Origin of the sequence: Parvibaculum sp., assembly GCF_035511255.1 — a bacterium.
Classification (GTDB): Bacteria; Pseudomonadota; Alphaproteobacteria; order Parvibaculales; family Parvibaculaceae; genus Parvibaculum.
On record NZ_DATKFR010000268.1, the window covers coordinates 1 to 12,257 of the forward strand.

A 12,257-nucleotide genomic window follows, 5' to 3' on the forward strand; every position below is an offset into this window, starting at 1 on the left:
GCGCGTCGGAAACGGAATTGAGGAAGCCGGCCAGGACATAGCCTATCCCCGCTCGTCCCGGCAGGTGGATGACATTGGTCGGCAGCGGCGCGAGCAGCCGCGGATTGAAGGCGGAGCGCGGGATCTTGACCATGATGAGCCTGCCGTCCGTCAGCAGCGTCAGGATCGATTGAGAACCGACGGCATGGCCCATGGCGCCATAAAGAATGTCGCCCGGCAGCGCGTTCACTTCGCGCGCACCGTCGCGGACCGAAACGCGGCCTTCGATCACGAGAGCGACCCAGATTCCCTCGGGCTCTTTCTTCCCGAGACCCGTAATGGATTGCGGCGTCGAGGTGATCCGCGCGAACTCGATGCCCATGGGCGATGCCACGGCGGAAATGATGCCGTAGAACTCGTCCTCGCGCAGGTTGGAGGAAACCATGGTGAGCTTCGCCAGCGCGTTATGCCAGGCGGCGAGCCGGTCGGACTTCGCATAGGCTTCGGTCGAGAACTGCCAGGCTTTCATTGGACTGCAGCGGCGTTCTTGGCGCCGCTCCTCGAATGAAGCTGTCTATCCGGCGTCCACTGCCGCATTTTTTTGCCAATGCGCAGCTTTTCACCAGTCCGTTGCTCTCCGACGTTGCAGTCGGAGCGCTGGTGCATTCCGGCCTTGCCCTGCAACGGTCGCATTCCTTGCGGATTCACCTACTCGATACTCCGGCACAAAACCTTACCGATCGTTCATCAGCAAAGACCGTGCCGGACGCCGGGCGCGAAAACCGCCGTTGCGCCTTGCGCTATTTCTCGTCCTGCAAGGCAAACATCGTCTTCGGGATTCGCACATGGACGCCCTGCCGTCCATCGACCACCTGCGTCACCGTGAAATCGGCCGACACGCTCATCAGCGAATAGGCGTCGTCCTTCGAGAGGCCCCGGTGATCCGACAAAAGATGAACCATGTCGACCGCCGCGTTGCGCATGGCGACGTCGAGGTCTTCGTCGAAACCATGCACGATCCAGTTGCGCGGCGTTTCGAGCAGCGGCGACGGGAAGCTGAAATCCTTGCGTAGGACGATCTGGAACATCACGTCGAGCGAGGCCTCGATCGCCGTCCCGCTGATTTCGCCGTCGCCCTGCGAGACATGCGGGTCGCCGACCGAGAAGAGAGCGCCATCGACCTGCACCGGATAATACATCGTCGCACCTGCGCCGATACGCCAGTTGTCGATGTTTCCGCCATGCGCGCCCGGCGGAACCGTGCTGACGCGGCCCTTGACGTCGGGCGCGACACCCGCCGTTCCGAGATGCGGCCGCACCGGAACCCGCACGCCCTTCAGCGCCTTCTGGCGATCGCATTCCGGGCAATTCGTGATCTTGCCCGGTATCTCGTATTTGCCGGGGAAGTCGTAAGCATAGGCGGCTTCCGCCTGATTGCTCGACATGTCGATCCGATAGATCGTCACCCGCTCCTTCTCGCCGAGCTCCTTGTAGAGATGCCCCCAATGAGCGGCGAGGTTCGAGCCATAAGCGAAACGCGGCGCCATGCTCAGATAGCGCACTTCGAGAATGTCGCCGGGCTTCGCGTCCTCGACATAGATCGGGCCGGTCATCAGATGAACGCCGGGATTGCGATCGGCTTCCGGGATGCTGGCGAAAATGCATTTGATGCTCTCGTCCATCATCAGGTCCGGCGCGTCGCCCGCATGATGCGTGATCGCCTGCGCCTTGACGAAATCGCCGCTTTTGACACGGAGAGCCGGCGCGAGGCCCGCATCGAAATATCCCCAGTGGACGGTCTTCGGCGTCGCATTGAGGATGTGAAGCTCCGGCGCCTGCGCGTCGAGGATACTTTCTTCCTGTTCCATCAAAGACATCTCAAATCCCTCGAAGCGACTTTGAACCTGAAGGCCACGAGTTCCCGGCAACGGCCCGGCGGCACGGAGAAAACGCGACCTATTGTGACAATGAAGCTAGGTGAGAGAGCCTGCCTGCGTCTTGTGCAGCCGCGAACAACATCTTGCTCTCCCGCCGGTCGCCGATGCTGCTGCCTCTCGGAGGGGCAAGCGCGCATTCCGCCTGCTCCGAAATCGCGCAGATGATGAGCTTTCAGACAACCGGCCAGGCGGAGACAAAGGGCAAGCCGGATCGCGCGACGATCGTCTCGCCCGCAATCTGCGCCTTTCTGTAGAGCTCTTCTTCGTCGATCAGAGTCGAACGGTAATTGTCGATCACCCGCACGCCATCGACGAAAACGCTGTGAACGCCGCGCCCGTCGGCCGACCAGACGAGTTGGTTGAGCACGTTGTGGAGCGGCCGCCATTCAGGCCGACCGGTGTCGTGCAGCACGAGATCGGCCTTTTTCCCGACTTCGAGCGAGCCGATTTCGTTCTCGAGGCCGAGCGCCTTCGCACCGTTGAGCGTCGCCATGGTGAGCGCCTCATGCGCCGGAAAGAGCGAGGCGTCTCGTCGGGCGTCCTTCTGAAGCGCGGCGGCGAGATAGATGCAGCGCATGATGTCGGATGCATTGCCGTTATTGTTGCCGTCGGTGCCGAGCATGATGTTGACGCCCGCCGCCGCCATTTCCGGGAAGAGCCCTTTCGAGGTGATGCCGTACGCGCCCTTGAGGCCCGACAGCGGGCAATGCGTGACATTGGTGCCGGTCGACGCCAGAAGTCCGACCTCGTGCGCATCGAGATGCACCGCATGGGTCAGCGAAACATTGGCGCCCAACACGCCGATCTCGGCGAGATGCGCGATCGGACGTCGCCCTGTGTTTTCGAGATACCATTCGGCGTCGAGCGGCGCGGGGCTCATATGCGCGGAGATACCGGCGCCATACCGGTCGGCCAGCGCCTTCGCCGCCGTCCAGAGCTCGTCGGTTCCCGTCGAATGCCCGACAAGGTTCGGCCAGGCCGCGATGCGCGCCTGCTTGCCGCCCGGAAACCGCTCCATCTCGTCTTGCAGAACCCGTATCGCCTTGTCGGTGAGCGCCGTCTGGTTCTCGGTCGGATCGTAGGCACGGTCCTGCGCCCAGGCTCCGACCCTTCCCCTGATCCCCGTTTCGGTCAGCCCATCCACCACCGCGTCGAGATCGAGGATGGTGCCGGCTTCGAGAAAGCAGGTTGCGCCGGAGCGCAGCATTTCGACAGCCGCGAGCTGCGCGGAGAGGCGCTCTTCCTCTGGCGTATGTGCATGATAAAGCGGAATGAGCCAGCGCCAGACGTTTTCCTCGAAGCCCGTATTGTCGGGCACATAGCCGCGCGTCAACGGTTCGCCGGTGACATGGATGTGCCCGTTGACGAAGCCTGGCGTGACGACAAACCGGCGTCCGTCGATGGTCTTCCTGGCGACGATCCCCGGCTCGATTTCGGTACGCTTGCCGACCGCAACGATGCGCGTTCCCGCAATCGCGATACTGCCGTCCTTGACGATACGGCGCTCGCCGTCGAAGGTGACGAGCATCGCGCCGGAGATCAGCGTATCGACATGCAGCGCGGCGGCGTCGGTCATGCTATGTCCCTGACCATGCCTTGACGACCGAATCCGTCTCGACGAGCAAAGCGCAGTTCTTCGCCAACCCATTGAGCGCGCCGACATGAAGGCCGTCGCCGAAAGCTGCGCAGGCATCGACGACGACAAAGACGCTGAAATTTCGATGAAAGGCGTCCCGCGCCGTGCAATCGACGCAGCAATCCGTCGTGAAGCCGGTCATCACCAGCGTATCGACGCCTTTCGCCTTCAACTGTTGCTCGAGATCGGTTCCCTGAAAGCTCGAAAAGAGAACCTTGGCAATCTCGATGTCGCCCTCTTGCGGGCGAATGCCGTAGTAATCCGCCCCGGGCGTCCCCTCCCTGCAGATTGCGATGGAGTTCTCCGACCGGCCCTTGCGCCGCGCGAGCAGCTTCAGCGCTTCGCTGTCCGTCTCCGGCGTCGTGACGACGCGGGGAAAAACGACCGTCGCGCCGGCCCGTCGCGCGGCTTCCGCCAACCGCACGACATTGGCGAGCGGCGCCTCGACGGCGGACATGTCGAAACCGAGCCGCGCGTGAACGCCCGTCGGGCCGATGAAGTCCTCCTGGGCGTCCACGATCACCAGCGCGGTGCGCGACGGCACGATCATCGGCGGCAGCCTGTCGGCCTCCACCGGCGGGTCGCGAAGGGCGATGCCCTCAGACGGCATGCGCCGCCTCGAGAGGCAACGCCGGAAAGCGCGCACGGATCTTCGGCATGATCTTCTCGGCGAAGATCGGAATGCCTTTGTGATAGTCGGGGAAGATCAGCATCATGCCGTCGAGATCGCATTCGTCGAGCATCTGGATCATCTGCGCGGCGACGCTTTCCGCCGATCCGACGAGATGCGACGACATGAAGGACGAACGTGCCTTGGCGGTGAACGCGTTCTCCTTGCCGATCTCGCTGTCGATGAAGCCATAGGCCCGCATCATGCCGTGCATGGCTTCCTCGTCGAAACCCGCGCGATAATGCGCCGCCGTCGCGGCGGCCTCGGCGTCCGTTTCGCCGATGACCAGGTTCATCATCGTATAGGTCCGGATGTAACGCCCCGACGCGCCCGCCGTTGCCTTGGCGGACTTGCTGAGCGACGCGAGCTCCGCATTATCCTTGCCGCCGAGAAAGATCGCATCCATCTCGTCGGTCGTGAACTGCCAGCCCTTGGCCGACGTGCCGGCGCAGACGAGGAACGGATGGGGTTTGGCGATCGGCTTCGGATCGGACTGGCAGTCATCCATCTTGAAATACTTGCCGTCGACCGTGACGCTCTCCTCGCTCCAGAGCTTCTTGATGATCTGGATCCATTCGCTCGCGAGATCGTAGCGCTCGTCATGGCCGACGCCCTCGCGCCAGGCCCCCATCTGCTCGAATTCGCCCTTGTAGGAGCCCGTCACGACGTTGAGACCGGCGCGTCCGTGACTGATGAGATCGAGCGTCGTAATCATCTTGGCCGTCACGGCGGGGTTCTGCAGCAGCGTATGCACCGTCGCCCAGACCTTGACGCGCTTGGTCTCGGCGGCGAGCGCGGCCATCAGAATTTGCGAGTCGAGCGAATATTGCCAATGCTTGCGGGGACCGCCATAGCCGCGCCACTTCGCCATCGCCATGATGAAATCAAGACCGTGCTCCTCCGCGAGGAGCGCCGCCTTGCGATTATATTCATAAGAAGCGTCGATCTCCGGCGCGTTCGACGACAGAATCCATCCGCCATTGGCGATCGGCAGGAAAACCCCGAGATCCTTCTGCCCCTTGTCGGACGGCAGACCGAATTGCGTTTTGGCCGGAACACTCATATCGCACCCCTTTTACTTTATTGGCCTGTCGACATGGAGCCGACGACAACCGTCGTCATGTCGAGAGAACCGTATTCGACGAATTCGTTCTCGAAGCGGATGTCGTCTGCGGCATCGCGCGCGCCCATCACATAGAGAAGCGGCAGATAATGTTCGGGTGTCGGCACCGAAAGCATCGCGTCGCGGCCGAATTCGGCATAGTTCACGATGTTGTCGGGCTCGTCCTCGACAATGGCCTTGCGGATATGGTCGCCGAAGCGCTGCGCCCATTGATAGCCGCCGGACTGGCTGCGCCAGTTCATCTCCGGCAGGTTGTGGACGATGTTGCCGCTCCCCGCGATCAGGATGCCCTCGTCGCGGAACGGCGCGAGCATCCGGCCGAGTTCGTAATGGAAACGAGGCGGTTTGCGCGCGTCGATGCTGAGCTGAACGATGGGAACGTCGGCCTCGGGATAGACCTTGGTGAGCACGCACCATGTCCCGTGATCGAAGCCCCAGCTCTGGTCGAGCGTGACGTCTATGGGCTTCAACCGCTCAGCGACACGATCCGCAAGCGCCGGGTCTCCGGGTGCGTCGTAGCGCATCTCATACATGATCTTCGGGAAGCCGCCGAAGTCGTGGATCGTACGCGGCCGCTCCATGGCGGTGACGCCCGTGCCGCCGATAAACCAATGCGCGGAAATGCAGATGATGCCCTTTGGCTTTCCGATCTCCTTGCCGAGATCTCGCCACGTCGTGGTGATGCGGTTTTCTTCCATCACGTTTCCCGGGCTTCCATGCCCGAAGAAGATCGCGGGCATGCGCGGTGTCTCGACGTCACTCATCTACTGATCCTGCCGCTTCTCTTTCCGTCTTGCTGTCGGCTCACGACCTGGCTCGCAGTTCCACCGGAGCGAGTGGCGCACGGCTCTCTTTCCTCCGGCGCCAGGCCGCCTGATAACGCTGCACCAGCCAGACGTTGAAATCCCGCTGCGCCTGCTCCTGCCAGGAATAGCGGCCACGGATCGCGAAACGCGAGCGCAGGCCCACCTGCACGAGCTCGTCGACGTGAAGGTCCTGCTCGGTGATTTCCATCGCCGCCTTCATGTTCATGTCCATGCGTTCGGCGAACAGCGGCTCGGCCATGGCGCCCGGCGCCACGAGATAGCCCATCGTCATCGAATGCTTGCCGGCCGCTTCCGCATGCAGGATCAGATAGATCACCATGTCGCTGGTGACGACCAGCGACAGCGTCGGCGGAATATTCGCGAAAACCGCACGGCTGCGGTCTTCGTCGGTCAGGCCCGGAAAGATCGGCAGGACCGCCTTCTGCAGGATGTTGAAAGCCGCGTCCGGATGCAGCGTGCCGTTGAACCTCAAATAGCCGGCACTATCCGCCGGAACTTCCGGAAAGACCGCAAGCTCGCTCGGAATGAAATCATGCAACGGGCCCTTGTGGAGACGCGTCGCGTGATAGCCATCATTGTTGTTTTCCATCATGACCTTCCAGTTCCAGGCGAAGGGCATGGGCGCGTCGGGGAAAGGGCCCTCCGCCGCCGGGAGATCGTAATGGGCAAGCGCATCGGCGACCACGGCAAGCCGGGGTGCCAGCGCCGGTGCATCGGCGTCGAAATTGATGAAAATGAAACCCAGCCAGACTTCGGTCCTGATTTCCGGCAGCGCGATGTCGTCGCGGCTGAAATTGCAGGTGCGGTTCATCGCCGGCGCGCCGACGAGCTTGCCGTCGAGACTGTAGGTCCAGTGATGATAGGGGCAGACGAAACCGCGCGTGTTGCCGTGCCCCTCGGCAACCAGCATCGCGCGATGCTGGCAGACGGCCGACATTGCTTTCAACGCGCCCTCGCGCGTCCGCACCACGATGATCGGTTCGCCGATATGGGAGGTGGTGAAGTAGTCGCCCGGCGATTTCACCCAGTCCTCGCGGCCGACGCAGAGCCACTCGTGGTTGAACAGAGCTTCCTTCTCGAACTCGAAGAATCCTTCGTCCGTATAACATTCGGGCGGCAATGTCTCCGCTTCGGTGACGTCGCCGACGGAGCTCGAAAGCCCCGCAAAGAATTCATCGTTGAAAATCTGACTGCTCACTGATCCGCTCCTGCTTTGCCGGTCTCCGGCTGAACCCGCCTCGTCCGCGCGTCCAGACCGGTGATCTGCAACTTCCGAGCCTAGGGCCCGAGGCCCGGAGCGTCTTGGCGCGGGAGGATGGATTTGTTGTGTCAGCAACACCCGTTCCGGGACCTGCCCAAAGAAAGTGCGATTTTCTGATTACACTTTCGGCAGATCGGGGCTCGCACCCCGGTTCGTCGCGTCGGAACCGACGAAATCGGCCATGCCATAGGGTCTGAGCCGCGAAATCAGGACCGCACCGACGATGAGCGCCGCCTCGATCGCATAAATCGCGATGTCGTAGGAGCCGGACAGATCGAAGACCGCGTCCATCGCGAAGGGCGTGAAGCCCATCACCAGAACGACCGTCCCGTACATCACGCCATAGATCGCGCCATAAGCCTTCAGGCCGAAATAGCGCGAGACATAGTAAGGCATGACGCCGTATTCCGTGCCGAGGCCGATCCCCATCAGCGCGCCCGCGACGAGAAGCAGCGGATAGCTCGACGAGCCGGCGAAAAGCGCTAGGCCGACAAAGGCCGCCAGATAGAAGGGAGCGACGATCCGCGGCGACCGCGCCCGGTCGAGAACGAAGCCAAGCGCGACCTGCCAAGCGACCGTGACGAGCGCGAAGACGACAAGGACGCTGGTCGCCCTGCCCGCGTCCATCCCTCGGTCGATGAGCATCGGAATGACATGCGCGAAAATCGCGGTCATGCAGCCTGCCCCCAGCGCGATGGCGGCGAGGATCATCCAGAAGGTCGGCGTCCGCCGCGCCGCGTCGAGCGTCATGCCCTTGTCGGCGTCGATTTCCGCCTCGCTTTCCCGCAGGCTCGCGGGCGCTTCCCGCAAAAGCATGTAGAGGATCGGAAAGCCGATGACGGCCGTCGCGACGCCAAGCCCCACATAGGTCGCGCGCCAGCCTTCGGCGCTCATCAGCATCTGCGCGAAAATCGGCACGAGGGTCGCGCCAAGCCCGTTGCCGAGCCCGGCCGTCAATCCGATATAGACGCCGCGCCGTTTGACGCTCCAGGCGGAGACGATCTTGGTGAGCAGCACGGTGCTCGGCAGCGCCGCCGTCACGCCGATCAGCGCGAAGATCGCATAGAACTGAATGAGGCTTCCATTGGCGAGCGCCGCCGAAGCGATGGCACCCGCGAAGAGAAGATTGCCGACGAGGACGATGCGGCGTGCGCCATAGAGGTCGGCCAGCCGCCCGACGACCGGATAGGCGAGCGCGCCGACCACCGCGACGATCCCGAGGACGGCCGAGATGCCGGAACGCGGCCAGTTGAATTCCTGGGACAGTGGAATGAGAAAGAGGCCGAAGACCGTGTTGACCATCGGCGTCGCGCTGACGAAATTGCCGGTCGCGCAGGCAATGATCGTACCGGTCGCCGCCGGATTTCTGGACTGCATCGCACCGTCTCCTTGAAGAAGCCGAAGGTGGCAGTCCTCCCCCATGTTCAGCATCAGTCAGGAACGGGCGAGTGTCCAGAACCGGCGCGCACGGATTGTTGACCGCCTAGGAAGCGATGGAGGTTGCGTCGAACCGCGCGCGGCAGCTCCGCAACAGGGGCACCGGCAGCGAGGGGCCCGGCACGCGGCACTTTTCGGCGGCGACAAGCGCCCCGAAGGAAAGCGCTTCCGCAAAGCTCGCGCCGCTGACGTCGGCGAAGAGAAAGCCCGCATGGAAAGCGTCGCCCGCGCCCGTGGTGTCGACGGCGGTCACGGCGACGGCGGGCACGCGATGAATGCGCCCATCCGCGTCTATGCCGACCGCACCGTCGGGACCGAGGGTCACGGCGGCGCGCGACGGCCCCGCCGCCCGCAACGCCTCCAGCATGGCGGAGTGGTCCGCCGTGCCCGCAAGCGCCGTACCGATGCCCAAAGGCACGATCGCCGTATCGACCGTGCCGATCAGCGCCCGCGTCCGCTCATTGAGGCTTTCGACATCGGCGAGCGTCGGAATACCCCGCCGTCGTGCTTCCACCGCCATGCGCAGCGCCGCCTCGATCTCGTTGCCGTCGAGATAGAGATAGGCGCCGGCCCGCCACAGGGCTTCGTCTACGAGACCCGGATGCGACGGATAGCCCTCCGGCGTGGTGACGACGATGCAGCGCTCGCCACTCGCCTCGTCGACAAAGATCAGCGCCGTCGTGTTCGGCATCCCCTCGGCGACGACGCAGCCCGAGGCATCGATCCCGCGCTCCATGAGGAAGCGCCGCACCAGATCGCCGTTTCCGTCCGAACCGCGGGTTCCGACATAGGCCACATCGAGGCCGAGCCCCGCCAGCGTCGCGGCGGCATTGACGCATTGCCCGCCGATCAAGGTCGTCGCGGCACGCGTCATGATCTTGGTGTCGGGTCCGAGCTCGGAGAGCTTCAGCCCGTAGATCAGGTCCACATTGTTGATGCCGAGGCAGATGACCTTGCCCGGCCCGCCCGCGCCCGTCATGCGGTCCTCATTCGCGTGTGAAGCCGTCCGGTATGCGCGGCTCAGGCCCGGCCTTGCCCCACAGGATGATCTCGTTGCCCCATGGATCGCGGAAGGCGTGGTTGAAGCCGTTGAACTCCTTCCAGTAGTGATCCTTCCAGAGCACCGTGGCACCGAGCTTCTCGGCTGTCGAGAGAATGCGCTCGACCGTGTCGTCCTCGCTCACGAGAATCCAGATGCGCGCCTTGCGGCCGTCGCCCGCGAGATGGCGCGGCTCGACACCCTCCGGTGAGGGATGCGGACGCGCATTGGCGGCGTCGAAAATGCCGAGATGCAGATTGCCGATCTGGCTGTCGCGACCATCCGGATTGGCGAAGAAGCCGCCGGGCACCATGCGGTGGAAGACGCCGAGGGGACGAGCATCGTCCTGCCAGCCGAAGACTTCGGCATAAAATTGTCCGGCTTTCGCCGGATCGTCGGACGCGAGATCGACGAAAATCAATGTATTCGGTTTAGCCACGCGCAAAGCCCCTTCCTGATCGGCGAAGTCCGCCTTTCGGGACCTCCGGCCTCATGATCGCCGGGCAGCGCGCAAGCCGTCTTGGACGATGGCGCGTAAATCTTGGCATGGGGGCGCAGCGGCTCCCGCCGCGCCCTCCCCGCCTCTAGGCGCCGGTCAACAGCACCACCTTGACGCAATCGCCATGATGCTGATCGGCGATCGCCTGATTGATCTCGGCGAGCGGATAGGTGCGGATCAGCTTGTCGAAGGGAAGCCTGCCCTTCTTGTAGAGCTCGATCATCTCGGGAATGAAGACGTCCGGATCGCTGTCCCCCTCGATGATCCCCTTGATCGTATGGCCATAGGTAATGACGCTCGAAAGATCGCCCGGTACCGGCGTGCCCGGCGGGCAGACGCCGACGATCCCGAAGACGCCATGCGAGCCGAGGCAGTTCATCGTCGCCTGAAGCACGGCCGGAATGCCCGTCGTATCGAAGGCATAGTCGACGCCGAGCGGCAGGATGTCCTTCACGGCGGCGGCGAGATCGGGCGAGGCCTTCGGGTCGATCGTATGCGTCGCGCCGAGTTCCATCGCGAGCTTGCGCCGCGCCTCATGCGGTTCGAGCACGATGATCGTGCCGCAGCCTTGCACGACCGCGCCCATGACCGCGCTGAGCCCGACCGCGCCGCCGCCGAGGATCAGCACCGAAGAGCCTTTCTCGCAGGCAAGCGAACGTATGATGCCGCCCGCTCCCGTCTGCACGCCGCAGCCGAGCGGCCCGACCAGTTCGAGCGGCACGCCTTCGGGAACCTTCACGACATTGCGCTCATAGGTCAGGCAATAATTGGCGAAGGACGATTGCCCGAAGAAATTGCTGGAGATGTCGGCGCCGCCTGCATGGAGCGCCTTGGTCCCGTCGGGCCGCATGCCGATATAGTTGAGCATCGGCATGGTCCGGCAATAGGCGGGCTGGCCCTTCTCGCAGCGGTCGCAGGTGCCGCAGGAGCGGAAGGTGATGGCGACGCGGTCGCCCGCCTTCACCTTCGACACCTTCGCGCCGACCTTCTCGACGACGCCTGAGCCTTCATGTCCGAGCACGACGGGCAGCGCCAGAATGCCTGCCGCCTTGAAGACGAGATCCGTATGGCAGAGCCCGACGCCGACGACGCGCACCAGAATCTCGTCGGCGCGCGGCTCGTCGATCTCGATCTCCTCGATGCTGAACGCGGCATCGGCCGCCCGCGCCACCGCTGCGGTGATCTTCATGTTTCTCTCCCGAATTCCTAGGCGAAGCGATACCGCACCGGCATGGTCTTGAGGCCGCTGACGAAATTCGCGCGCGTGTTTCGCGGCTCGCCTGCCAGCTCGATGCTCTTCAGACGCGGCAGAAGCTCGTTGTAGAGCGCCCGGATTTCCATGCGCGCCAGATGCATGCCGAGGCAGAGATGAACGCCATAGCCGAAGGCGACCTGCTTGTTCGGCGTACGGTCGACCTTGAATTTGAAAGGCTCGTCGAAGACCTCCTCGTCCCGATTGCCGCTCGGATAGTGGAGACACAAGCCGTCGCCCGCCTTGATCGTCTTGCCGCGCAGCGTGTAGTCCTCCGTCGCGGTGCGCATGAAATGCTTCACCGGCGTCACCCAGCGGATCGCCTCCTCGACCGTGCTCGGCAATAACGACAGATCCCCTTTGAGTTTCGCCATCTGATCGGGATTCTTGATGAGCTGCAGAAGCCCGCCCGCCGTCACCGAACTCGTCGTGTCGTGTCCCGCCGTCGCGACGATGATGTAGTAGCTCATCGCCTCGCGATCGCCGATGGGCGCGCCGTCGATCATGCCGTTGGCGATGACGCTGGCGACGTCGTCCTTCGGGTTCTTGCGACGGTCGGCCGTGATCTTTCCGAAATAGTCGAACAGCGCCGCTGCC

At 63.4% G+C, this 12,257-nt stretch carries 11 protein-coding genes and 1 pseudogene; all 12 read right to left on the reverse strand.

Annotated elements, in window-relative coordinates:
• Positions 1 to 508: pseudogene (locus VMR03_RS10700) on the reverse strand (AraC family transcriptional regulator); the annotation flags it as partial.
• 271 nt (positions 509 to 779) lie between these two features.
• Complete coding sequence (locus tag VMR03_RS10705; protein ID WP_325405014.1) at positions 780 to 1,847, reverse strand: acetamidase/formamidase family protein; 1,068 nt, start codon at positions 1,845 to 1,847, stop codon at positions 780 to 782.
• 241 nt (positions 1,848 to 2,088) lie between these two features.
• Entirely contained in the window at positions 2,089 to 3,492 is a 1,404-nt protein-coding gene (locus VMR03_RS10710; protein ID WP_325405016.1) for an amidohydrolase family protein, read from the reverse strand.
• Position 3,493: 1 nt separating this feature from the next.
• Positions 3,494 to 4,162: an isochorismatase family cysteine hydrolase gene (locus tag VMR03_RS10715; RefSeq protein ID WP_325405018.1), complete on the reverse strand. Its 669-nt coding sequence runs from the start codon at positions 4,160 to 4,162 to the stop codon at positions 3,494 to 3,496.
• Entirely contained in the window at positions 4,152 to 5,285 is a 1,134-nt protein-coding gene (locus tag VMR03_RS10720; protein ID WP_325405020.1) for an LLM class flavin-dependent oxidoreductase, read from the reverse strand. Before VMR03_RS10720 ends, VMR03_RS10715 begins: the two co-directional genes overlap by 11 nt.
• A 17-nt stretch (positions 5,286 to 5,302) precedes the next feature.
• Complete coding sequence (ygiD, locus tag VMR03_RS10725; RefSeq protein WP_325405022.1) at positions 5,303 to 6,109, reverse strand: 4,5-DOPA dioxygenase extradiol; 807 nt, start codon at positions 6,107 to 6,109, stop codon at positions 5,303 to 5,305.
• A 40-nt stretch (positions 6,110 to 6,149) separates the two neighbouring features.
• A complete protein-coding gene (locus VMR03_RS10730) occupies positions 6,150 to 7,370 on the reverse strand; it encodes an aromatic ring-hydroxylating oxygenase subunit alpha (RefSeq protein ID WP_325405024.1) in 1,221 nt (406 codons plus the stop codon).
• Between the two features lie 180 nt (positions 7,371 to 7,550).
• Positions 7,551 to 8,810: an MFS transporter gene (locus VMR03_RS10735; protein WP_325405026.1), complete on the reverse strand. Its 1,260-nt coding sequence runs from the start codon at positions 8,808 to 8,810 to the stop codon at positions 7,551 to 7,553.
• A 106-nt stretch (positions 8,811 to 8,916) separates the two neighbouring features.
• Complete coding sequence (locus VMR03_RS10740) at positions 8,917 to 9,849, reverse strand: carbohydrate kinase family protein (protein WP_325405028.1); 933 nt, start codon at positions 9,847 to 9,849, stop codon at positions 8,917 to 8,919.
• Positions 9,850 to 9,856: 7 nt separating this feature from the next.
• Entirely contained in the window at positions 9,857 to 10,348 is a 492-nt protein-coding gene (locus VMR03_RS10745; RefSeq protein WP_325405030.1) for a VOC family protein, read from the reverse strand.
• A 145-nt stretch (positions 10,349 to 10,493) separates the two neighbouring features.
• Positions 10,494 to 11,597, reverse strand: coding sequence for an NAD(P)-dependent alcohol dehydrogenase (locus VMR03_RS10750; RefSeq protein WP_325405032.1), 1,104 nt, complete (start codon positions 11,595 to 11,597; stop codon positions 10,494 to 10,496).
• Between the two features lie 17 nt (positions 11,598 to 11,614).
• On the reverse strand, positions 11,615 to 12,257 hold a 643-nt coding region (locus tag VMR03_RS10755; protein ID WP_325405034.1), incomplete at its 5' end, for a cytochrome P450.